Origin of the sequence: Nocardioides sp., from assembly GCA_037045645.1 — a bacterium.
Classification (GTDB): Bacteria; Actinomycetota; Actinomycetes; order Propionibacteriales; family Nocardioidaceae; genus Nocardioides.
Window position 1 is genome coordinate 1 of the sequence record JBAOIH010000004.1, and the last position, 20,427, is coordinate 20,427.

A 20,427-nucleotide genomic window follows, 5' to 3' on the forward strand; every position below is an offset into this window, starting at 1 on the left:
TTGAGCTTAGGGGCCCGCTGATCTGTTTGTGCAGGTCAGACGGCCTTTTCTCCCGCCGCAGGTGCCAGACCAACCACCCGCGCAGACCTCTCAGACCGCAACCAGACCGCACGAGACTGTAGCGCCACCTCTCCGAGCCGATCCACGTACGTGTGAGCGTCACCGGGGTACAGGTGGCCGTAGCGGTCCAGGGTGATGCTCACCGAGGCGTGCCCGAGCATCTCGCTCAGCACCTTCGGAGGCGTCCCGTACTTGATGTGCAGCGACGCGCAGGTGTGCCGCAGGTCGTGAGGCCGCACCATGTCGCCAGCCACCTGCCGAGCCACACCGGCCGCCCTCACCGCAGGGTCGAACACCCGGCCCCGCCAGTTGCCCAGCCGCAGCGCACCGCCACCCGGAGCCGTCAGCAGATGATCGGCCGCCCGCTCGCCCCCGAGCGTCGCCGCGAGCTCGTCGACCAGCCACACCGGCACCGGCACCCGCCGCACCGACGCGGCCGTCTTGGGCGTGCCCTCGATCAGGTGCCCGCCGATCTCCGAGAGGTTCGTCTCGACCCGCAGCTCCCGCCGCAGCACGTCGAAGTGACGCACCCGCAGACCCGCGAGCTCACCGAACCGCAGCCCACACCACGCGAGCACGAGCACCGAGAGACGGCTCTCCCCGGCCGCCTCCGCAATCGCCCACACCTGCCCCTCGTCGAGCGCCCGGAACGGCCGCTCGGCCTTGCTCGGCAGGCTCGGCAGCTCGACCCCACGCGCAGGGTTGGACGGGATGCGCCGCGCCTTCACCGCTAGGTCGAGCACCTGCGACAGGACGATGTACGCCTGCCGCGTCCGCGACGCCGACAGGCCCCGCGAGTGCATCCGCTGGACCCACACCGCGACGTCCTCGTGACGCACCCCCGACAGCGGCACCGCCGCCCAGGTCGGGAGGACGTGCTCACGGAGCAGCGACTCGTACGACGTGCGCGTCGAGTGCTTGAGCTTCACCTTCCCGCGCAGCCACTCCGCCGAGTAGTCCCCGACCGTGACGCGGCCGGCCGTCGGGTCGGTCCACTCACCCCGGTCCATCTTCGCGGTCTGCTCACGGAGCCACCGCTCCGCGTCGGTCTTGCGGTCGAAGTCCTTGAGCCTCTCCCGCTTGTCCGGTCCCCGGTAGCGAGCTTCTCCACCTCCCGGTGTCCGCTCGCCTCTTGATGCTTGCCATGTCGTCGGTTCCTCTCTCTCGTCGTGACGCGCTCTCAGGGATGCGAGCGCGTCGCCGTCTCTACTTGCCGCGAGCCGCTCTCTGTCGTGCTCGCCGGTCTTGGTCGGCCATGCGTGCCGGGACGCCGGCCTCTCGGCAGTCCGGGCAGAACGTCCGCGTGCCCGGTGTCTGCTCGAGCCGTGCGCGTTGCTTGGGATTCATCAGGAACGGCCGCCCGCAGCCGTCGCACACGTCGAGCCGCTCCGCCTTCGCGCAACGGCCCGCGAGCTGCGCACACCGAGCGCGCCGAAGATGCCCGCGTCGGGCAGGCCCCCGGAGCCGATGACCAGCCGAGGCCGCGCACCCGTCGACCACTCCATGCCCACCCGAGCGCCGCCCGCCTCGAGCCAGTACGACACCGCCTGAGCGACCAGCGCCCGCCGAGCCCCGATGCCTCGAGGTGTGGTGAGGTTCTCGAACCCAGGCTCGACACCCGCGAACACCTTGACGCCGCCGTAGGCGAACGGCAGGAGCTCAGGCCACAGGCTCGACGGCACGCTCTTGCCGGCAGCGACCGCGCCGGACACCTTGAGGACGACGCCGGCCAACCGGGACCAGCGCCGCCACTCGTCGAGCGGCTCGCGGACCGTCGGCTCACACCAGCTCGCCCCCGGCCGGTCAGGGTCCTCGAGGTGCCGAGGTGAGGCACCGGGCAGACCGTGACGGCAGAACGCCAGGACTCCGCCCCACCGCTCCGCGTAGTCGACGACGGCCTCGTCGGTGGCCTCAGCGAGCGCGAGGAACCCCTCGAGGAACGTCTCGCCGCCCACGCACTCGCCGCCCTTGCGTCGGGTCGCCTCGACGTCCCACACGAGCTCGTCGCCGTCGCGCCGGACCTTCTGAGCGCAGCGCCACCGGAGCCGGGGTAGTGCCTCTGTCGTCGTTGCCATATGGAAACCATACACACCAATCGCTCGATCTGTCAGCCACCCGCAGTATGTGTCCATGCAGCAAGACGCAGCAAGACGCCCGAGCAAGGAAGCCCACATGGACACGACCGCAGCCACACCCGCTAGTGAACTCCTGACCACCGACGCGCTGGCCGCCTACCTCAAGGTGCCGGTGCCCACCGTCCGCTTGTGGCGGCACAACGGCACCGGCCCGAAGGGAGTCCGGCTCGGCCGGCACGTCCGCTACCGCCGCTCCGACGTCGACCGCTGGATCGAGAACAACGAGCGCGCCCAGCGGCCTCGTGCGGTCTGAGTGCGGTCTGAGCGACCCGACCCCATGACCGCCGAGACGGTGACACCGCCTCTGACCTGCGAGGACGTAACCGCCGCGTCGTCGTACGGCTCAGGCGAGCAGAGGACTGCTAGTCCCTTGCCGCCGTCTCGGCACCCCACCGACGACAGCAACGCGGCCCCGGTCGAGAGAACCGGAGCCGCGTACCGAAAGGGACCACACCATGCACCCCGAGACTAGCCGCGAGCGCGGACAGGACCGGCCCAGGCGGACCGACGAGACCACGCCATGACCCAGCGACCCGACCCCCTCGACGTCGACGGCACCCGCCCCGCCGTCGAGCTCGTGGCGGCACTCCCCCGAGAAGCTCACCTCCCAGGGAGAGCGCCTCGTCCTACTCGCCCTCGCGTGCGACTCCTACGACGGGCAGACGACTACGCCGGCCGCGCACAACCTCGCCGCGTGGACCGGGATGCACCTATCGTCGGTGCGCGGCATCCTCCGCGACCTACAGCAGCCCACCGAGCGCCGGCCCGCTCTGCTCGCCGTCGACGTCCGCTCTCGAGGCAAGCGCAGGACGCGCTATCGCCTACTGCTCGACGGCCAACCGTCCGGCCACGCTGGACGGTTGGAGAGTGACCAACCGTCCGGGGACGCTGGACGGTTTGAGCAGCCGCAACCGTCGCCCAACCGTCGCCCAACCGTCGGGATACCGTCCGGCCACGCTGGACGGTCAACCGTCGGGATACCGTCCGGCCACGCCGACCCCTCCCTCTCCCTAACTACTCCCTCCCCCTCCCCCGCGTCCCCGGCCACCGCGACCACCTCACCCGCCGCCCCGGCACCGGAGCAGCAGGAGGAGGAGCAGGAGACAGCCGACAACGGCCAGGAGCAGCGTGCTCCGCACGCGCTCCCCGGCGACGACCCGGAACACGACGACCTCACGGCCGTAGTCCTCGAGCACCTGCCCACCGACCTCCGCCGCGAAGCTCACCGCCGACCCCCGCACCCTCGCCGCTGCCTGCCACAACCTCACCGCCGCCGGCTGGACCCGCGACGACCTCGAGCAGGTCGCCGCCCGCAAGAGGTGGCACAACGCCGGCCCCGGTGCCGTCATCACATGGACCCGCAGCCTCGAGACGACGCCCAGGCCGCAGCCGGCCCGCCTCGCCTACCGCAGCACCGCCAACCGCTGCCCCAGCGGAGCGCCCTACGCCTCCGACGGGACGTGCTGCCCAGCGCACGACAGCAACGCACAGGAGGCCGCCTCGTGAGTCCCTACCGCTACCCCGTTGACTCCGCCGACGCCCGCGAGCTCCGCGAGCTCGAGGAGGAGAACCCCGAGCAGCCGTTCCTTCACGACTCCCGGTGCGAGGACGGGTGGCTCGGAGACGACGAGCTCGACAGGCCGATCCCGTGTCTGCAATGCCGCCCGCACCTCGCACGCCGTGACCAGCGCCCCGCGTGACCCCCACCGACGACAGGACCAGGACCATGCACCGACGACGCTCCGCCTCCCACCTCACGATCCGCTACCCCGACGGGCAGACCGTCCGGCTCGCGGCCGGCCAACCCGGAGTGACGCTCTCCACCGGACAGACCCTCACGCTCACCGGCCACGACCTGCGAGCAGCCGCCTGCCAGCTCGTCGCCCACGGCCTCGCCACCGTCGCCGGCCCCGCCACCCTTGCCGCCACCGTCTCCCGCCCCGAGCTCGTCTCCGCCCTCGCCGCCGACGCGCTCGCCCGTCACCAGCCCACCAGGAGCGACGCCGCATGACCCACGCCCTCGACGAGCAGCTCGACCCCGACGACGTGCCAGACGTCGACGACCTGGACGACGACCTCGACGACCTCGACGACGAGCCGACCCGAGCACCCCGCCGCGTCAGCCGACACGAGCTAGCACGACGCACCACCCGGCACAACCGCTCCGCCACCCGAGACGCACTCTGCGGAGCTCGTCCGCGACGCGCTCGGAGCCAAGATCGGCCACGACGTCGACCGCCTCGACGTCGCCCTCGACCACCTCAACACCCTCGCCGCCAACCTCGACGACCTCCGCACCGCGATAGCAGCCGAGCACACCACGACGACCACCCAGGAGAACCAACCATGACCCCCAACCAGCCAACCGAGGGCACCGAGTCGGCACGTTCCGCCCTCGATCTGGCCCTCGCGTACGCGAGACGCCCCGGCACCAACGACAGGCAGAAGCCGACCCGTCGACAGCAGATGCTCAACGCAGCCGCGTACGCCGCTCTCAAGCTCGAGGAGGCCGCCGAGCACGCACCCGACCCCGACGAGCTTCGCCTCGCCGCCGAAGGGCTCCGAGTCGCCGCCCTCCGCCTCGTCTCCCCGAAGCCTCGCCGGAAGCCAGCGCAGCACCTGCCCCGCCCAGGCCGCGCGACCCGCGTAGCGCGGGACGTCTCCCTCGAGGAGCTCACCGCAGCCGCCGCGCTCGCCCGCGCAGTCACCGACGCGCACGGCATCTCGTGAGCACCGTGGACCCCGACGCGCTCGAGGCACTCGCCCGCGCCGAGCAGCGGACCCCCACCCCCGCGCCGACCCCGGCACCGAGGCCGCCCCGACCGGACGCCGTGCGGGTCTGCCCCAGGTGCCGCGACAGGATCGGCGGAGGCCCCGAAGGTTGGGCACGACACGACGCCGGCCTCGACTCCGCCGACCAGCTCATGCACGACAACATCGAGCACGCCCGCGCCGAGCAACGCGACCGCACGAGCCTCAACTACCTCGGCCGCGTCACCTCCGCCCACTTCTGAGCAGCCATGCCCAACGGCCACAGATCGAGCGACAGCGCGACACGGCCACCGTCCCGCCACGCTCTCGGCATCGTTCCTAGCGTCGTACTCAGCACCACACCCGACCGACGATCAGGGAGGCCGCGCCCATGCGGATAACGACCCTCTACCTCGAGGACTCCGCCGCGAGCATCTCGCGCATGTCCGCCCCGGTCCCCGACCAGGAGGCACCCGCCTACCCGACCGCGCCCGCACCCTCACCCGAGGACAGCAGCGAGGCCGCGTGGGACGCCTTCGAACGTTCGACCTTCCCTGACCTGACCCGATAGGAGCACCACCCCATGACCAGCACCGCACCTCACGACGACGACCGCGACGTGACCGCCGACAGCTCGAGGCACTCGTCGAGCAGCAGCACACCGCACACGCCGCCACCGTCCAGGCCCGCGACGAGCTCGCAGCAGCTCGAGCCGCCCGAGCCTCCGCCGTCGTCGACGGCACCATGACCGCCCAGCACATCGAGCGACTGGCCGACGCCCGCGACGACCTCGAGGTGTGCGAGGACGTCGAGCTCGAGCTCACACGCCGCCGCCGCACCCTCGCAGGTGACGCGCCGGCCACCGCCTCCGAGTCCGGCGACAGCAGGACCGTCCGCGTCCGCGTGCTCGGCAGGACCGGCACCCACTCGTGCAACCAGCCGTCGACCGGCCGCCACCTCATCGGAGGCGACGAGCTCACGATCCCCGCCGACGATGCGCTCTCCCTCGCCCAGGGAGGACACATCAGCGTCCTCGAGCAGTCCCGTCCCCAAGTGGTGGCCGCGCCACATCCCGGCCGTCCTCGACGACTCCGCCCTCCGCGCTCTCGCCGGCCGCTAGTCCGCAGAGCCTCACAGTCCCCCGCTCCGGTGCTCTCGTCGGTCACCAGGTGGAGCGGGTCAGGGAAGCGTCCCCGGTGCCCAACTCATGCGCGGAGCTCCGGGCACCGGGGACGCGCTCATGTTCTGGCGACGTCACCCGGCCAGGGTGCGTCCTCGTCCCACTCGTCGACTCGATCAGCGGCCGTCGGTAGCCCCGCCTCGCTCCGGCCGGCGACGTAGCCGCGCACCCACCAGCGCGTAGCCCACGGCCTCGAGCTCGGCCGGTACGGGCACGCGTCCACCGGGCTCGCCGTCGCGGCCGGCCGCCTTGCCGTTGAACGACGCAGCGCAGCGCCAGACCTCGAGGCCCGTAGGCCCCGACTGGCAGCGCCGGCCGCCGCTCGACGGGGGCACAGGTGCCCGAGCCGCACCCCGTCACCGCCCTCAGCCGCTCTCACGCTCACGACGTTAGGTCTGGCACCTCGCATCCGCGAGCAGACACGCGCCGAAAGCCGCGCCCTGGGCCGGCGCAGACAGGCCCGCTCTCAGACCGCACTCAGACCGCACGAGAGCGAAAAACAGCCCGAAACAGCGAGAAACAACCATCAGACAGAGGAACGGCCCCTGACCCAGGTTTCCGCAGGTCAGGAGCCGTTTTCGCAGGTCACACGCGGGTGGGGAGACGGGGACTTGAACCCTGGACCGAAGGATTAAAAGTCCTCTGCTCTGCCAATTTGAGCTTAGGGGCCCGTGCTCGGTGCGCGAGATCCGGGCACGCAGGAGCCTACTTCGCCCGGGCTCGGAGAGCCGATTCCTGCTGCCATGGGAGTCCACCCCTGCGGTGGGGTTTACGTCACAGCGTGACTTGGTAGTGTTCGTGGCGCAGCAGGTGCAAGTTCCAGCAGGTCAACGCCCGCGGAGTTTGTGATCCAACGGCGTTTCTTCATGGTGTCGGGCAAACCGTCAGCCAAGTCGGAGCGACGTGGCACGGCATCTGGTGTGGGTCGCCGAAGTGGCGTCCCTCGCCCCAATACAAGGAGTAACGAGCGCAATGGCTCAGGGCACCGTGAAGTGGTTCAACGCCGAGAAGGGTTTCGGCTTCATCGCGCAGGAGGACGGCGGCGACGACGTTTTCGTGCACTACTCGGCTATCCAGTCGCAGGGTTACAAGACCCTCGAGGAGAACCAGAAGGTCGAGTTCGACGTCACCCAGGGTCCGAAGGGCCCTCAGGCGGAGAACGTACGTCCGCTCTGATTGCAGAGCACCTGGTCTGACCAGAACTTGCGGGGCCTCTCCCTTCGGGGAGGGGTCTCGCTGTCATTTGTCCGAACCTTTGATCTGGCGATGTTTGGGCGTGTCACGGCCGGGCATATGCGACACACAGCCATGATTGGGACAACTTTCAACCGCAAGGAGCTTCGGGTGCACGACCCCCTCGACGTGTCTCTCGAAGACGGCGACCTGCTCGGTGAAGTTGAGCTCACCACGAACCTGATCGTCGCAGCGAGTGAGTCCGACGAGCACCTCACCGACGACGAGATCGACAAGATCCTGGGGATCTGACGCGCCGCTTTCCAGCGGGCCGTCGAACAGGCTGCGTCTAGCGCAGGCACGTGGACTGTGCGAAGCGCCTTTGGGACGACACGAGGAAGCCTTGGTCAGTTCACAAGTTTGTGATCGACCGGTTTGTGAGCGACCGGCAACTGGTGCACGGCCTGGCGGACCAGATCGTTTTGGGATCGCCCGATGGCTCCCTCGAGCCGCTTCATCGCGGCGTAAGCCTCAGGCGTGATCCGAGCCCGCGACGGCACCCGGAGTGCCGGCGGCGATCCTCGTCGACCAGGACCGTCGAGTCGCTGACCGAACTAGCAGGTCGCGAAGAGCACAGGGCCTGACGTCAGGTCGGACAAGGCGTACGCGCCCGGGACCAGACGTACGTCGAGCACGACCACGCGATCTTGCGTGCTGGCTTCGACCAGGTCGAACCGGTCGGCGTACGAGCCACCCTGGCCCGGCGCCGGACCGACCGCCAGAGCAGCACGCGCCTTGGCCTCGCGTTCGGCACGATCCGACGACGAGGACCCCAACAGGATCCGACCGCGGCGTGCGGTCTGGGCCGCCACCAGATAGCCGTCGAGAGGACCGACGTCTCCGGCCTGGGCGATCAACTCCGCGCCCTCTGCCTGGTCCGCCTCGTCTGCCTGGCCCATGGCCAGGTGCTCGCAGGCGTACGACCCCGCGAGCAGGACCGCGCTGGCCGGGGTGCCGGCGGAAGCGATCAGGTGATCCAGGCCCGACAGATGATCGCGCTCACCGCGCGCCACCTCGGCGACCTGTGCTGCGTACGCGGCCCGGTCGGAGGCCACCACAAGGCGGTCGTCGGGAAGCAGGATCAGGTTCTGGAAGCTCCGGGGTGATACCCAGGGTGCTCGCGACCTCTCCGCCGCCGAGCCAGCTGTCGGCTTCGGGATCCTTGCGGGCGTATCCGCTCTGTGCGAGTTGAGCCTCGAGTTGGTCGAAGTCGAGGTCTCTCGCGGCGTGCAACACCAGCGCCGCCCCGTCGGAGGACTGCGCCAGCATCTCCCAGTCGAGCGTCGCGGGGGAGAGTCCGACCTCGCTCAGCCAGTCCATCGAGGAGAGCAGCGCCGAGGTCGCGGTCAGGTCGGCCTCGAAGCCCTCGTCCAGGAATCGCGCGACATCGTCGCCTTCGGGCACTCGTCCTTCGTTGAGGAGGTCACGCAGTCGTGCCCAGTCGGTCCACGTCACCCGTTGGGTGCCTCCCGGAGCCAGGTGCACGGCCTGGGCGAAACGGGTCGTATTCCCCGTGGCTCGCCACGCGACGAGCGCGCCCACCACCACCAGGATTGCGAGCCCCGCGATCAGGATTCGGCGCGTGCGCACTGGCCCTCCGCTCGTCCTGACCGGGCAAATTTGTCGGCTAGACACCCAGTTTGTCCGCTCAGCCCCCGGCTGGCCGGGGGTTGAGCGGACTCTGGTCCGCTCGACAACCCCCGGTCAGGTGGTGTGAGACTACCTCCCATGGCGACTCCTCCCAGCCGTCCAGCTGCCGTCTCGGCGGGTGCAGTGGTTCTGCGCCGCGAGCAGGTGCTGCTTGTGCATCGCCCCCGGTACGACGACTGGGCGTTCCCGAAAGGCAAGTTGGATCGCGGCGAACATGCGCTGGCGGCTGCCGTACGGGAGGTGCAGGAGGAGACCGGCGTCGACATCCGCCTCGGACCGCGTCTGACCTCGCAACGCTACGACCTCAAGAACGGCCGCCAAAAGCAGGTGCACTACTGGGTCGGTCGCGTCACGGCCAATGGTGATGTGTCCAAGTACGCCGCGAATGACGAGATCGACGCGGTCCAGTGGCTTCCCGTCGCCAAGGCGGCCAAGCGACTCACGTACGACTATGACCGGGAGACTCTCGACGAAGCACTCGACTTCGGCAAGAAGACCCTCCCGCTGATCGTGCTGCGCCACGGGCATGCGCGTCAGCGCAAGAACTGGAAGCGCGACGACCGCCTGCGTCCGCTGCTGGCCTCCGGTGCGGCCCAGGCCGAGCATCTGGTGCCCAAAATCGCGGCGTACGGTGTCGAGCGGCTGGTCTGCTCCACGAGCGTGCGGTGCATGCAGACCATCGCGCCCTTCATCGCGATCGAGGGTCTGGGACTGAAGACAGAAGTGGCGCTGAGCGAGGAGAAGATGCGTCCCAACCGGATCGCCGGCGTCGTCGACTCGCTGCTCACCTCGCCCGTGGGCTCGGTGGTGTGCTCGCACCGTCCCGTGCTGCCGTACATCTTCGACGCGCTCGGGGTCGAGCACGAGAAACTTGAGCCCGGTGGATTCGTGGTGGCCCATCACCGCGATGGTCGCGTCGTGGCGACCGAGCTACACCAGCCATAAGGGCGCGAAGTCGGCCGACTGTTCCCCAGGGCAACTGCGTGCGTCAAGCGAAAATCGGATCGTTCACGTGATGGTCGCCACACCCTCGCCAAGCCGTGGGCAATCTGGTGTGCGGTGTTCACCTCTCGTTCACCAAGGGCCATCGAACCGGACACCTCCGGCTCCTAACTTCCAGGTCGTAAGCATCCTGACCTTGCTAGGAGACAACGAAGTGAAGACCACTTCTTTCCGCCGGGCCATCGTCCCCGGCATCGCCGCGCTCGCGCTGACCCTCACCGCGTGCGGTGCCGGCAACGAAGGCTCCACCGATGGCGACTCGTCCGGAGGCGACAAGCTCTCCGGCCAGCTCGCCGGCGGTGGCGCCAGCAGCCAGGAGAAGGCTCAGGCAGCCTGGCGCAGCGGGTTCCAGACCGACAACCCCGACGTGACCGTCGACTACGACCCGGTCGGTTCGGGCACCGGTCGTCAGAACTTCATCAGTGAGGCGTTCGCCTTTGCGGGCACAGACTCGGCGCTCGATGACGACGAGGGTGAGTTGAGCGACGCCAAGGCCCGCTGCAACGACGGCAACGTGATCCAGGTCCCCGGTTACGTCAGCCCGATCGCGGTGATCTTCAGCCTCGAGGGTGTCGACTCCCTGAACCTCTCGGCCGAGACGATCTCCAAGATCTTCGCCGGTGAGATCACCAAGTGGAACGACGACGCGATCGCTGCTGACAACGAAGGCGTGGACCTTCCCGACCTGGCGATCACGGCGGTGCACCGCCAAGACGACTCCGGCACCACCGAGAACTTCACGAAGTACCTGGAAGCCGTCGGCGGCTGGAAGTTCGAGCCCGACGGCATCTGGCCGGCCGACATCAAGGGCGGCGAGGCCGCCGACGGCACCTCCGGTGTCGTGGGTGCGGTCAGCGGCGGCAACGGCACGATCGGGTACGCCGACTTCAGCGCCGCCGAGGGTGTCGGTGTCGTGTCGGTAAAGGTGGGCGAGGAGTTCACTGCTCCGAGCGCCGAGGGTGCCGCCAAGGTGCTCGCGATCTCGCCGCGCACCGAGGGTGTCGACGCGACCGACATGGCTGTCGACCTGGCCCGCGACACCACCGAGTCGGGCGCCTACCCGGTCGTCCTGGTGTCGTACCTGATCGCCTGCGAGACCTACGCCGACGCCACCCAGGCCGACCTGGTCAAGGGCTTCCTGACCTACGTGTTGTCGGAGGACGGCCAGAACGCCGCCCACGACGAGGCCGGTTCGGCACCGCTCGACCGCAAGGTCGCCGACGAGGCGCTCGGGCTGGTCGAGAAGATCGCCGCCAAGTAGTCCACAACCTGCGCTGAGGGTCCGTACGACCAGGTGAGACCCACCGGTCGTACGGACCCGAAGCCGTAGCCAGGAGATCCCCCGCCGTGTCTGACACCGCGACACCCACGAAGCCTCCTCGAGGGCTAGGAGACCGCATTTTCGGCGGGCTCGCCCTCAGTGCGGGCATCACCATCCTGCTGGCCCTGGCCGGCGTCTTCCTCTTCCTCTTCGTGGAGGGCTATCCCGGTCTGAGCGTCGACGAGCATTTCTACCGTCCGTTCACGACCTTCTGGGGCTATGTCTGGCCGCTGATCTTCGGTACGACGCTGGCCGCCATCTTGGCGCTGCTGATCTCGGTGCCGTTCGCGATCGGCATCGCTCTCTTCGTGTCGCACTATGCGCCCAAGGCGCTGAGGACTCCGGTCGCCTACGTCATGGACCTGCTTGCCGCCGTGCCCAGCGTGGTCTTCGGCTTGTGGGGTGGAGGCATCCTGGCCAAGCAGATCACCGGGTTCCAGGGCTGGTTGCACGACACCCTCGGCTTCCTGCCGTTCTTCGCGGGCCCCCCGTCTGCCACCGGGCGCACCATGCTCAACGCCGGCATCGTGCTGGCCATCATGATCTTGCCGATCACCGCGGCGTTGTGCCGTGAGGTCTTCGCGCAGACCCCCCGGCTGCATGAGGAGGCGGCACTCGCGCTCGGTGCGACTCGGTGGGAGATGATCCGGCTCGCCGTCTTCCCGTACGCCCGCTCGGGCATGGTCTCCGCGATCATGCTCGGTCTCGGCCGCGCGCTCGGCGAGACGATGGCGGTCGCCATGGTCTTGTCTGCGGCGCCCGTGGTGACGCTGAACCTGATCTCGTCGTCCAACCCCGCGACGATCGCGTCCAACATCGCCACCAACTACAAGGAGGCGACCCCGGACAAGCAGGCGGTGTTGATCGCCACGGGTCTGGTGCTGTTCGCCTTCACATTCGCGGTCAACTTCCTGGCGCGCTGGATCGCCGGGCGCGGTGAGAGGAAGCAGGCGAAATGACCTCCACGATCCAAGCGCCGAAGTCCGACCAGATGACCAGGAGCAGCCTGCCGCGGCAGGCCCCGGCCATCATGGTCGCGGTCTCCCTCGCCTCAGGTGTCCTGATCTGGCTCCTCAGCGACAGCATCGGGCTCGGGGGGCTCACTTCGGCCGCAGTCATGGCCTTCGGCACCTTCGCATGGGCGACAGCCGTCGAGGGACGCCGCTCCGGCGTCGACAAGCTGATCACGACATTGGTGTGGCTGGCGTTCCTCGGCGCGCTGATCCCGCTGCTGTGGCTGCTCTTCACCGTGCTCAAGAACGGCCTGCCGGTCATCAACGCGCAGTTCCTGACGTACTCGATGCGCAACGTGCTCGGAGATGCCCAGGGCGGTCTCTATCACGCACTGATCGGCACGGTGCTGATCACGCTGGGAGCCGCCCTGATCTCGGTGCCCGTAGGTATCTTCGCCGCGATCTACCTGGTCGAGTACGGAGCCAAGAGCCGGCTGGCTCGGTGGGTGACCTTCCTCGTGGACGTGATGACCGGCATCCCCTCGATCGTGGCCGGTCTCTTCGCCCTGTCCCTGTTCGTGCTGATCTTCGGCCCCGCGGTCCGGTTCGGGCTGGGAGGGTCGGTGGCGTTGTCGCTGCTGATGATCCCGACGGTCGTACGCTCGACCGAGGAGATGCTGCGACTGGTGCCCAACGACCTGCGCGAGGCGTCGTACGCCCTGGGCGTGCCCAAGTGGCGCACCATCACCAAGGTGGTGCTGCCCACCGCGCTCGGGGGCATCGTCACCGGTGTCGTGCTGGCCATCTCGCGAGTCATCGGGGAGACCGCTCCGCTGCTGGTGGTCGCGGGCTTCACCGACTCGGTCAACACCAACATGTTCGACGGCCGGATGATGACGCTGCCGGTGTTCATCTACACCCAATACACCGCGTCGACGCCGAAGGGTCTGTCGTACGCCTGGGGTGGCGCGCTCGTCCTGATCGTCATCGTGATGCTGCTCAACTTGATCGCTCGGATCATCGGAAGGATCTTCGCTCCGAAGAAGGCCTGAGCCCGACCCGGATGCGATAAGGAGAAACTAGGCAATGGCTAAGAGCATTGATGTGTCCGACCTGGACATCTACTACGGCGACTTCCTGGCCGTCCAGGGCGTCACCATGACGATCCGCGCCAAGGCGGTGACGGCGTTCATCGGCCCGTCGGGCTGCGGCAAGTCGACGTTCCTGCGGGCGCTCAACCGGATGCACGAGGTGATCCCCGGCGCTCGAGTCGAGGGCACCGTGAACGTCGGCGGCCAGTCGCTGTACGGCCCGGGTGTGGATCCGGTGGCCGTACGCCGCGAGATCGGCATGGTCTTCCAACGGCCGAACCCGTTCCCCACCATGTCGATCTACGAGAACGTGCTCGCCGGCAACCGCCTCAACAGCAAGCGGATGCCCAAGTCGCAGGCTGACGACATCGTCGAGCGCTCGCTGAAGGGCGCGAACCTGTGGAACGAGGTCAAGGATAGGCTCAACAAGCCCGGCCAGGGCCTCTCGGGTGGACAGCAGCAGCGGCTGTGCATCGCACGTGCGATCGCGGTGGAGCCGCAGGTGCTGCTGATGGACGAACCGTGTTCGGCGCTGGACCCGATCTCGACGTCGGCAATCGAGGATCTGATCCACGAACTCAAGACCGACTACACGATCGTGATCGTGACGCACAACATGCAGCAGGCGGCTCGGGTGTCGGATGACACCGGGTTCTTCAACCTCAAGGCGGCCGGCGAGCCTGGGCACCTGGTGGAGTTCAACCCGACCAGCAAGATGTTCGCCAACCCCGACCATGAGTCGACCGAGGCTTACATCTCGGGTCGCTTCGGCTAACCCGTCAGCCCGCACGCCGCAGCCACGCCGTAGCAGGCAGCGGCGACCAGGCCCGCGGCCGGGAAGGTCAGCACCCAGGCGACGGCGATCGAGCGGGCGACCGTCCAGCGTACGGCCGAGCGCCGCTTGGTCGCGCCCGCGCCCATCACGGCGGCGGTGATGGTGTGGGTGGTGGAGACCGGTGCGTGGAAGTAGAGCGCCATCACATAGAGCACGCCGGTGGCCGTGGTCTCGGCCGCAAACCCTCGGGCCGGATCGAGTTTGGCGATCGTGCGACCCAGGGTCCGCATGATCCGCCACCCACCGGAGTAGGTGCCCAGCGAGATCGCCGCGGCCGAACTCAGCACCACCCAGAGTGGCAGCGTGTCACTGCTGTAGTTGTGCGGTGCGTACGTCACCAGGGCGAGCACGATCACGCCCATCGTCTTCTGAGCGTCCTGGAGCCCGTGGCCCAATGCCAGCGCGGCTGCGGAGATCACCTGGAGGCCGCGGAATCTGCGGTTGAGTACGGCAGGGCGCCTGCGACGCAGCAGCCACATCAGCGCGAGCATCAACACGAAGGCGATCACGAAACCGAGCAGTGGTGACGCCACCATCGGCAGCAACACCTTGGATTCGATCGACCCCCAGTTGACCGTGGCGCCGGCGGCGAGTGCTGCGCCCACCAGGCCCCCGATGAGCGCGTGCGACGACGAGGAGGGCAGTCCGAAGAACCACGTCACGAGGTTCCACGCGATGGCACCGAGAAGTCCGCTCAAGACGATCACCAGGCCGTGGGTGCCGGCCGGTGTGCCGACCGTCTCGGCGACTGTCTGCGCCACCTTCTGCCCGACGAGTGCGCCGACGAAGTTCATCACCGCAGCCAGGATCAGCCCGATGCGAGGGGTGAGCGCTCGGGTCGAGATCGAGGTCGCGATGGCGTTGGCGCTGTCATGGAAGCCGTTGGTGAAGGCGAACACCAGGGCGGCGCCGACCACCACGATCACGATGGTGAGTTCCATCGCGTCAGGACTCCTTGACGGCGATCTGCTCCACGATGTTCGCGACCTGCTCGAAGGCGTCGACGGCACCCTCCAGCGCGGCCGAGATGTCCTTGAGCCGGATCACCTCCAACGCTTTGCGGCTGCCGTCGAAGAGTTGCCCCAACACGCGCCGGTGCGTGGTGTCGCCGAGGTTCTCCAGCCGGTGGATCTCGATCCAGTACTCCTCGATCCCACGCAGCGCACGCAGTCGCGGCATTACCTGGGTCGTGACCTCCGCACACCGTTGCAGAACCTCGACCTGACTGGAGAACTCCGAGAGGAGTGTGTTGACCTGGTAGAGCTCGATCAGCGCTCCGGCTTGTTCGATCTGGTCCATGACGTGATCGAGCGCGAGGGTGAGGCGGTAGACGTCCTCGTGGTCGAAGGGGGTGACGAACGTGGCGTTGACCTGCTTGATCAGGCGGTGGGTGACCAGGTCAGCTTCGCGCTTGCACTTGGTGAGCCCCTCGAGCACCCCCGCGCGATCGCAATCGTCGGCCAGCATTTCGGCCAGGAGATCAGCCCCGGTAGCCGCGTGCTCCGCGAGAGCAGAGAACTGCTCGAAGAAGGTCCCCTCGACGGGACGAATGCGGAAAGCCACGGCGAACTCCAGGCGAGGCGGGCGTGAACAGCCGACATGCTAGAGGGCGAAGGTAACGACCCAGAATCGACCCAGAATCGACCGGAGCCAACCTCACCCTCGGAGTCGACGGTCCCGCTCGATGAGCGTGGTCTGCAGGTTCCGGGTGCCGCGGCGCAGCGTCCACACGCCCTCACTGTCGAGTTCCCACGCCGTGGTGTCGGGGTCGAACGCCAGGTCGAGCAGTTGGCGGATCTCGGCGACCGAATCGGCGGTGGGCAGGGGGACGAAGACCTCCACCCGACGGTCGAGGTTGCGGTGCATCAGGTCGGCCGAGCCGATCCAGGCTGTCGGCTCGCCGCCGTTCTCGACCGACACGATCCGGCTGTGCTCCAGATAGCGTCCCAGGATCGAGCGCACGGTGATCGTCTCGGACAAGCCGGGTACGCCAGGGCGCAGCGCGCAGATGCCGCGGATCAACAACTCGACCGGCAGCCCGGCTTGGGAGGCCAGATACAACGCATCGATCAAGGTCTCGTCGACGATGGAGTTGGCCTTGATTCGCACTCGCGCGGGGCGCCCCGCCAGGTGGTGTTCGATCTCGCGGTGAATCGTGTCGACCAACGAGTCGCGCACGGAGTCGGGCGCCACCATCAAGGTGTCGTAGGCCGCATTGAGCGACAACCCCGACAGGTTGTTGAACAGGTGCGCGACATCCTCGGTGATCTCGCCGTCGCAGGTAAGCAGCCCGAGGTCCTCATAGACCCGAGCGGTCTTGGGGTTGTAGTTGCCGGTGCCGATGTGGGCATACCGGCGCAGCCCGTCGGGCTCGTCGCGTACGACCAGGGCGAGTTTGCAGTGGGTCTTGAGGCCGACCTGGCCATAGACCACATGGCAGCCCGCGTGCTCGAGTTTGCGCGCCCACCGGATGTTCGCCTCCTCGTCGAAGCGCGCCTTGATCTCGACGATCACCAGGACCTGTTTGCCCGCTTCGGCCGCATCCACGAGGGCATCGATGATCGGGCTGTCGCCGGAGGTGCGATAGAGCGTCTGCTTGATCGCCAACACGTGCGGGTCGGCGGCGGCCTGCTCGAGGAAGCGCTGCACGCTGGTGGCGAAGGAGTCGTACGGGTGGTGCAGCAGGATGTCGCGTCGGCGGGTGGCGCCGAACACGTCCACGGGCGAGGCCGATTCCACCTCCGCGAGGCTCGGGTGGGTGCTGGGGATGTACGCGCGGAACTTCAGCGCCTCACGGTCCAGATCGCTGATCGCGTGCAGACCGGTGAGGTCCAACGGACCGGGCAGCCGGATCACCTCGGGCAGCTTGACCCCCAACTCCGACACCAGGAGATCCAACACCTCCGGATCGATCGACTCCTCGACCTCCAGGCGTACGGGTGGGCCGAACCGACGCCGCAACAACTCGCGTTCGAGTGCCTGGAGGAGGTTCTCGGTGTCGTCCTCCTCGACCTCCAGATCCTCGTTCCGGGTGACTCGGAAGGTGTGGGCCTTGAGGATCTCCATGCCGGGGAACAGCCGCCCCAGATGTTCGGCGATCAGATCCTCCATCGGGACGAACCGCTGATTGCCCAGCGGCACGAACCGGTCGAAGGTCTGCGGCACCTTCACGCGGGCGAAGTGTTCGGTGCCGGTCTCGGGGTTGCGCGCCAGCACCGCGAGGTTGAGGGAGAGCCCGGAGATGTACGGGAAGGGGTGCGCCGGGTCGACGGCCAAGGGGGTCAGCACCGGGAAGATGCGCTCCTTGAACAGCCGCTTGGCCAGCTTCTGCTCGTCCTTGGTCAGTTCGTGGGAGCGGACCAGTTCGATGCCCTCGTCGGCTAGGGCAGGAACGATCTGGTCGCGGAAGACCTCGGCGTGACGGCGCATCAGCGTCTCGGTCGTCGTCCAGATCTGGTCGAGCACTTCGCGCGGGAGCAGCCCCGACGCCGCGCGCAGGGCCACGCCTGCGGCGATGCGTCGCTTCAGGCCGGCCACCCGCACCATGAAGAACTCGTCGAGGTTGCCCGCGAAGATCGCCAGGAAGCGGGCTCGCTCCAGCAGCGGCAACTGCTCGTCCTCGGCGAGTTCGAGGACCCGCTGGTTGAAGCGCAGCCAGGACAGTTCCCGGTCCAGGAATCGGTCTTCGTACTTCTCCACGGCAGCGAGCGCGCCATGATCGGGCTCGTAGGGCGGCTCGACGTCGAAGGTGTCGGTCGGGTGGGCGAAGGGGTCGGCACCCTCGGGCCCCTCGTCGCGCAGTCGGGTCTCGTGCGGGTGCAGGGTGCTGTCCGACGGCGTACTCATGACCGCATCCTTCCACCACTGTGGGGCGCTAGGTTCGGGTTCATGAACCGGCTTGAGCGGTGGCAGCAGCGAGCCGAACAGCGGTTGGTCCCGAAGTTGTTGGGGCTACCCGTACGCGTGCAGCGCCGGCTGGTCGGGGCGCCGGTCGTGATCGAAGGCCAGAGGCTGGCCACCGAGACGCAGTTGCTGCTCAAACTGATGGCCCTCAACCCCAGTCCGGCGGCCGAGCGGCTGCCGATGGCTCAGGGTCGTCGGCTGATCGATCACCAATCGGCGTTGGTGGGCGGTGACCAGCCGATTGGCGACGTGTGCTCGTGACGCTCGACTGGGCCTTCGCGCATGTGGACGACCTCGGGGCCGACCCGACGCGGATCGCAGTGGGCGGAGCGTCCGTGCTGGTCGCAGAGATCTCGCAAGAACTTGCTCCGGCGTACGTCATCACCGCGGGTTTCGACCCGCTGCGCGACGAGGGGGAGGCGCCGCACCGCGCAGCAGCATCTGCGCGAGGTCGCGGCGGTCGTACGCCAGCGGATGCGGGCCTAATACACCAGTGCCTGCACGCCTTCGCGCAAGATCTCCTCGGCGAACGTGGCGGCGCCGGCGATACGTACGCCCTCGCGCAGGTCGCCTTCGGTGATCCCGCGGCGAGTCGCGCACTGCGTACACACCGTCACGGTGCCGGCCCCGGCAACCGCCGTGAGCAGATCGGCAAGTGCCGCCGCGTGCGGGAGATCGAACTCCTCGGCCCGTCCGGGCAGCGCGAACCAGGCGGCCTCCCCGGTCAGCCACAGGGAGACGTTCGCGCCGGCCGCTGCGGCGGATGCCGCGACCGTGAATGCCTGATTGCACCGCTCCGGATCGTCCGCACCACAGGTCACCTTCACCACGAGATCGCGCATGGCCCTCACACTAGAGTGGCGAGTATGGTTTTCGAGATCCCGGACAACCTGCATCCCGACTGCATGCCGGTCGCGTGGCTGCTCGGCACCTGGGCCGGCAACGGACACGGCGACTACCCGACGATCGACTCCTTCCAGTTCGGCCAGGAGTTGATCTTCACCCACGACGGCCGCCCGTTCTTCCATTACTTCGCCCGATCCTGGATCGTCGACGAGGCGGGGGAGAAGGTGCGTGACGCCGCCCTGGAGACGGGCTTCCTGCGGTGCCGTCCCGAGGGCCGGCTCGAACTCGTGCTCGCGCACACGTCCGGCATCTCGGAGATCTGGTACGGCCAGGCCGACGCCGGGAAGATCGAGTTGCACACCGCCGGTGTCGGCTTCACAGAGTCGGCCAAGGAAGTGACCGAGGGCGCGCGGATGTACGGCAACGTCGAAGGTGACCTGCTCTACGCCTACGACATGGGCGCGGTCGGCCAGGAACTGCAGCCGCACCTGTGGGCCAGGTTGCAGCGGCGATGACCGGCGTACGCAGTCCGTTGCTCGATCTGCCCGGAGCGGTCGAGGCCGAGGGTGTCGACGCCGGTGTGGCGGCGCACTACGGCTCGCTGTTCGGTGAGCAGGTGGCGCTGGAGCGTGGGGAGGGCTTCGTCGATCTGTCGCACCGAGATGTCGTACGCATCGCCGGTCCTGACCGACTCACCTGGCTGCACTCCCTGACGACCCAGTGGTTCGAGACACTCGAGCCCGGCGTGTGGACGACCGCGTTGATCTTGAGCCCGCAAGGACACGTCGAGCATGCGTTCACCGGGGTCGACGACGGCACCACGTTCACGGCACACACCGAGGCCGGCGCGGGTGAAGCGCTGGTCGCATGGCTGGACCGGATGCGCTTCATGACCCGAGTCGAGGTGTCGACGGTGCCCGACCTCGCGGCGACCTGGCGCGCGACCAGCGAGGGATTCACCTATGACTTCGTGCCGCGCGAGCGCCTGGTGGCGTACGCCGAAGCGGCCGGCCCCCCGGCCGGCATGTGGGCCTTCGAGGCCTTGCGGATCGCGCGTGGTGAGCCGCGTTTCGGACTCGACACCGACCACCGCACGATCCCCAACGAGGTGGGCTGGATCGGTCCGGCGGTGCATCTGGAGAAGGGCTGTTATCGCGGCCAGGAGACGGTGGCCCGCGTACACACTCTCGGACGCCCGCCGCGGCGGCTCACGCTGCTGCATCTCGACGGTTCGGAGAACCGGTTGCCCGCCAACGGAGCCGAGGTGCAGCACGGTGACCGGTCGATCGGATTCGTCGGCTCCTCTGCGCGGCACCACGAACTCGGCCCGATCGGGTTGGCGCTGCTCAAGCGCAACGTGCCGATCGACGCGGCCTTGGTGGTGGACGGACTTCCCGCCGCCCAGGAGGTCGTCGTCGATCCGGAGGTCGGGCTGCACGTCCGTCCCCGGCTCGGGTGACCACAACC

Annotated in this window: 27 protein-coding genes; 16 read left to right on the forward strand and 11 right to left on the reverse strand. The window is 68.3% G+C overall.

The genetic code is table 11. The features are described from left to right. Positions 1-35: 35 nt before the first annotated feature. Both V9G04_13185 and V9G04_13190 read right to left on the reverse strand, forming a co-directional pair. The gene (locus V9G04_13185; protein ID MEI2714208.1) at positions 36-1,070 is read right to left on the reverse strand and encodes a site-specific integrase; all 1,035 of its coding nucleotides are present in this window, start codon (positions 1,068-1,070) and stop codon (positions 36-38) included. 336 nt (positions 1,071-1,406) lie between these two features. Further along, positions 1,407-2,135: a hypothetical protein gene (locus V9G04_13190; protein MEI2714209.1), complete on the reverse strand. Its 729-nt coding sequence runs from the start codon at positions 2,133-2,135 to the stop codon at positions 1,407-1,409. 55 nt (positions 2,136-2,190) lie between these two features. Here V9G04_13190 and V9G04_13195 point away from each other — a divergent pair, with 55 nt between their 5' ends. Next, on the forward strand, positions 2,191-2,448 hold the full coding sequence (locus V9G04_13195) for a helix-turn-helix domain-containing protein (protein MEI2714210.1): 258 nt from the start codon (positions 2,191-2,193) through the stop codon (positions 2,446-2,448). 805 nt (positions 2,449-3,253) lie between these two features. On the opposite strand, the gene V9G04_13200 is transcribed toward V9G04_13195, so the two are convergent. Further along, entirely contained in the window at positions 3,254-3,421 is a 168-nt protein-coding gene (locus V9G04_13200) for a hypothetical protein (GenBank protein MEI2714211.1), read from the reverse strand. A gap of 276 nt (positions 3,422-3,697) precedes the next feature. On the opposite strand from V9G04_13200, the gene V9G04_13205 reads away from it, so the two are divergent. Beyond that, positions 3,698-3,895, forward strand: coding sequence for a hypothetical protein (locus V9G04_13205; GenBank protein ID MEI2714212.1), 198 nt, complete (start codon positions 3,698-3,700; stop codon positions 3,893-3,895). Between the two features lie 26 nt (positions 3,896-3,921). Beyond that, positions 3,922-4,206, forward strand: a complete 285-nt coding sequence (locus V9G04_13210; GenBank protein ID MEI2714213.1) for a hypothetical protein — start codon at positions 3,922-3,924, stop codon at positions 4,204-4,206. Here the strand turns inward: V9G04_13210 and V9G04_13215 are convergent. Beyond that, positions 4,176-4,325, reverse strand: a complete 150-nt coding sequence (locus V9G04_13215) for a hypothetical protein (GenBank protein MEI2714214.1) — start codon at positions 4,323-4,325, stop codon at positions 4,176-4,178. The genes V9G04_13210 and V9G04_13215 overlap by 31 nt on opposite strands. A gap of 216 nt (positions 4,326-4,541) precedes the next feature. Here V9G04_13215 and V9G04_13220 point away from each other — a divergent pair, with 216 nt between their 5' ends. The 3 genes from V9G04_13220 (at position 4,542) to V9G04_13230 (ending at position 5,517) form a co-directional block, all read left to right on the forward strand. Beyond that, entirely contained in the window at positions 4,542-4,925 is a 384-nt protein-coding gene (locus tag V9G04_13220; protein ID MEI2714215.1) for a hypothetical protein, read from the forward strand. After that, positions 4,922-5,209 carry a hypothetical protein gene (locus tag V9G04_13225; GenBank protein ID MEI2714216.1) on the forward strand — a complete coding sequence of 96 codons (288 nt, stop codon included), beginning with the start codon at positions 4,922-4,924 and terminating at the stop codon, positions 5,207-5,209. The genes V9G04_13220 and V9G04_13225 overlap by 4 nt, the downstream gene beginning before the upstream one ends. 128 nt (positions 5,210-5,337) lie before the next feature. After that, positions 5,338-5,517, forward strand: coding sequence for a hypothetical protein (locus V9G04_13230; GenBank protein MEI2714217.1), 180 nt, complete (start codon positions 5,338-5,340; stop codon positions 5,515-5,517). Positions 5,518-5,546: 29 nt separating this feature from the next. Here V9G04_13230 and V9G04_13235 read toward each other — a convergent pair whose 3' ends face one another. After that, complete coding sequence (locus V9G04_13235; GenBank protein ID MEI2714218.1) at positions 5,547-6,017, reverse strand: hypothetical protein; 471 nt, start codon at positions 6,015-6,017, stop codon at positions 5,547-5,549. Positions 6,018-7,098: 1,081 nt separating this feature from the next. On the opposite strand from V9G04_13235, the gene V9G04_13240 reads away from it, so the two are divergent. After that, on the forward strand, positions 7,099-7,302 hold the full coding sequence (locus tag V9G04_13240; protein MEI2714219.1) for a cold-shock protein: 204 nt from the start codon (positions 7,099-7,101) through the stop codon (positions 7,300-7,302). 168 nt (positions 7,303-7,470) lie between these two features. Further along, the gene (locus V9G04_13245) at positions 7,471-7,611 is read left to right on the forward strand and encodes a hypothetical protein (protein MEI2714220.1); all 141 of its coding nucleotides are present in this window, start codon (positions 7,471-7,473) and stop codon (positions 7,609-7,611) included. Between the two features lie 302 nt (positions 7,612-7,913). Here the strand turns inward: V9G04_13245 and V9G04_13250 are convergent, their stop codons facing one another. After that, positions 7,914-8,372 (reverse strand): hypothetical protein, encoded by a 459-nt coding sequence (locus V9G04_13250; GenBank protein ID MEI2714221.1) that lies wholly within the window; start codon positions 8,370-8,372, stop codon positions 7,914-7,916. Then, on the reverse strand, positions 8,359-8,949 hold the full coding sequence (locus tag V9G04_13255) for a hypothetical protein (protein ID MEI2714222.1): 591 nt from the start codon (positions 8,947-8,949) through the stop codon (positions 8,359-8,361). The genes V9G04_13250 and V9G04_13255 overlap by 14 nt, the downstream gene beginning before the upstream one ends. A 138-nt stretch (positions 8,950-9,087) precedes the next feature. Here V9G04_13255 and V9G04_13260 point away from each other — a divergent pair, with 138 nt between their 5' ends. The 5 genes from V9G04_13260 to pstB all read left to right on the forward strand — a co-directional run bounded on the left by V9G04_13260 (position 9,088) and on the right by pstB (position 14,151). Continuing rightward, positions 9,088-9,954 carry an NUDIX hydrolase gene (locus V9G04_13260; protein MEI2714223.1) on the forward strand — a complete coding sequence of 289 codons (867 nt, stop codon included), beginning with the start codon at positions 9,088-9,090 and terminating at the stop codon, positions 9,952-9,954. Between the two features lie 211 nt (positions 9,955-10,165). After that, positions 10,166-11,272, forward strand: coding sequence for a phosphate ABC transporter substrate-binding protein PstS (locus tag V9G04_13265; GenBank protein MEI2714224.1), 1,107 nt, complete (start codon positions 10,166-10,168; stop codon positions 11,270-11,272). An 86-nt stretch (positions 11,273-11,358) separates the two neighbouring features. Further along, positions 11,359-12,291 (forward strand): phosphate ABC transporter permease subunit PstC, encoded by a 933-nt coding sequence (pstC, locus tag V9G04_13270; protein MEI2714225.1) that lies wholly within the window; start codon positions 11,359-11,361, stop codon positions 12,289-12,291. Next, complete coding sequence (pstA, locus tag V9G04_13275) at positions 12,288-13,337, forward strand: phosphate ABC transporter permease PstA (protein ID MEI2714226.1); 1,050 nt, start codon at positions 12,288-12,290, stop codon at positions 13,335-13,337. The genes pstC and pstA overlap by 4 nt, the downstream gene beginning before the upstream one ends. 34 nt (positions 13,338-13,371) lie before the next feature. After that, positions 13,372-14,151 carry a phosphate ABC transporter ATP-binding protein PstB gene (gene pstB / locus V9G04_13280; GenBank protein ID MEI2714227.1) on the forward strand — a complete coding sequence of 260 codons (780 nt, stop codon included), beginning with the start codon at positions 13,372-13,374 and terminating at the stop codon, positions 14,149-14,151. Here pstB and V9G04_13285 read toward each other — a convergent pair. The 3 genes from V9G04_13285 to V9G04_13295 all read right to left on the reverse strand — a co-directional run bounded on the left by V9G04_13285 (position 14,148) and on the right by V9G04_13295 (position 18,057). Beyond that, positions 14,148-15,152 (reverse strand): inorganic phosphate transporter, encoded by a 1,005-nt coding sequence (locus V9G04_13285; protein ID MEI2714228.1) that lies wholly within the window; start codon positions 15,150-15,152, stop codon positions 14,148-14,150. The genes pstB and V9G04_13285 overlap by 4 nt on opposite strands. 4 nt (positions 15,153-15,156) lie before the next feature. Then, a complete protein-coding gene (locus tag V9G04_13290; protein ID MEI2714229.1) occupies positions 15,157-15,774 on the reverse strand; it encodes a DUF47 family protein in 618 nt (205 codons plus the stop codon). Positions 15,775-15,867: 93 nt separating this feature from the next. Continuing rightward, the gene (locus tag V9G04_13295; GenBank protein ID MEI2714230.1) at positions 15,868-18,057 is read right to left on the reverse strand and encodes an RNA degradosome polyphosphate kinase; all 2,190 of its coding nucleotides are present in this window, start codon (positions 18,055-18,057) and stop codon (positions 15,868-15,870) included. Positions 18,058-18,099: 42 nt separating this feature from the next. On the opposite strand from V9G04_13295, the gene V9G04_13300 reads away from it, so the two are divergent. Next, the gene (locus V9G04_13300; GenBank protein ID MEI2714231.1) at positions 18,100-18,375 is read left to right on the forward strand and encodes a hypothetical protein; all 276 of its coding nucleotides are present in this window, start codon (positions 18,100-18,102) and stop codon (positions 18,373-18,375) included. Positions 18,376-18,596: 221 nt separating this feature from the next. On the opposite strand, the gene V9G04_13305 is transcribed toward V9G04_13300, so the two are convergent. Beyond that, positions 18,597-18,956, reverse strand: coding sequence for a DsrE family protein (locus V9G04_13305; protein MEI2714232.1), 360 nt, complete (start codon positions 18,954-18,956; stop codon positions 18,597-18,599). A 24-nt stretch (positions 18,957-18,980) separates the two neighbouring features. Here V9G04_13305 and V9G04_13310 point away from each other — a divergent pair, with 24 nt between their 5' ends. Beyond that, entirely contained in the window at positions 18,981-19,475 is a 495-nt protein-coding gene (locus V9G04_13310) for an FABP family protein (GenBank protein ID MEI2714233.1), read from the forward strand. After that, the gene (locus tag V9G04_13315) at positions 19,472-20,419 is read left to right on the forward strand and encodes a folate-binding protein (protein MEI2714234.1); all 948 of its coding nucleotides are present in this window, start codon (positions 19,472-19,474) and stop codon (positions 20,417-20,419) included. The genes V9G04_13310 and V9G04_13315 overlap by 4 nt, the downstream gene beginning before the upstream one ends. The last annotated feature ends 8 nt before the right edge of the window (positions 20,420-20,427 follow it).

Excerpts from the sequence above, each read along its gene's own strand:
- V9G04_13195 (MEI2714210.1), top strand. The coding sequence starts at position 2,191 with ATGCAGCAAGACGCAGCAAGACGCCCGAGCAAGGAAGCCCACATGGAC.
- V9G04_13295 (MEI2714230.1), bottom strand. The coding sequence starts at position 18,057 with ATGAGTACGCCGTCGGACAGCACCCTGCACCCGCACGAGACCCGACTG.
- pstB (MEI2714227.1), top strand. The coding sequence starts at position 13,372 with ATGGCTAAGAGCATTGATGTGTCCGACCTGGACATCTACTACGGCGAC.
- V9G04_13185 (MEI2714208.1), bottom strand. The coding sequence starts at position 1,070 with ATGGACCGGGGTGAGTGGACCGACCCGACGGCCGGCCGCGTCACGGTC.
- V9G04_13240 (MEI2714219.1), top strand. The coding sequence starts at position 7,099 with ATGGCTCAGGGCACCGTGAAGTGGTTCAACGCCGAGAAGGGTTTCGGC.
- V9G04_13305 (MEI2714232.1), bottom strand. The coding sequence starts at position 18,956 with ATGCGCGATCTCGTGGTGAAGGTGACCTGTGGTGCGGACGATCCGGAG.
- V9G04_13285 (MEI2714228.1), bottom strand. The coding sequence starts at position 15,152 with ATGGAACTCACCATCGTGATCGTGGTGGTCGGCGCCGCCCTGGTGTTC.
- V9G04_13315 (MEI2714234.1), top strand. The coding sequence starts at position 19,472 with ATGACCGGCGTACGCAGTCCGTTGCTCGATCTGCCCGGAGCGGTCGAG.
- V9G04_13235 (MEI2714218.1), bottom strand. The coding sequence starts at position 6,017 with ATGTGGCGCGGCCACCACTTGGGGACGGGACTGCTCGAGGACGCTGAT.
- V9G04_13300 (MEI2714231.1), top strand. The coding sequence starts at position 18,100 with ATGAACCGGCTTGAGCGGTGGCAGCAGCGAGCCGAACAGCGGTTGGTC.
- V9G04_13190 (MEI2714209.1), bottom strand. The coding sequence starts at position 2,135 with ATGGCAACGACGACAGAGGCACTACCCCGGCTCCGGTGGCGCTGCGCT.
- V9G04_13220 (MEI2714215.1), top strand. The coding sequence starts at position 4,542 with ATGACCCCCAACCAGCCAACCGAGGGCACCGAGTCGGCACGTTCCGCC.
- V9G04_13260 (MEI2714223.1), top strand. The coding sequence starts at position 9,088 with ATGGCGACTCCTCCCAGCCGTCCAGCTGCCGTCTCGGCGGGTGCAGTG.
- V9G04_13230 (MEI2714217.1), top strand. The coding sequence starts at position 5,338 with ATGCGGATAACGACCCTCTACCTCGAGGACTCCGCCGCGAGCATCTCG.
- pstA (MEI2714226.1), top strand. The coding sequence starts at position 12,288 with ATGACCTCCACGATCCAAGCGCCGAAGTCCGACCAGATGACCAGGAGC.
- V9G04_13210 (MEI2714213.1), top strand. The coding sequence starts at position 3,922 with ATGCACCGACGACGCTCCGCCTCCCACCTCACGATCCGCTACCCCGAC.
- V9G04_13310 (MEI2714233.1), top strand. The coding sequence starts at position 18,981 with ATGGTTTTCGAGATCCCGGACAACCTGCATCCCGACTGCATGCCGGTC.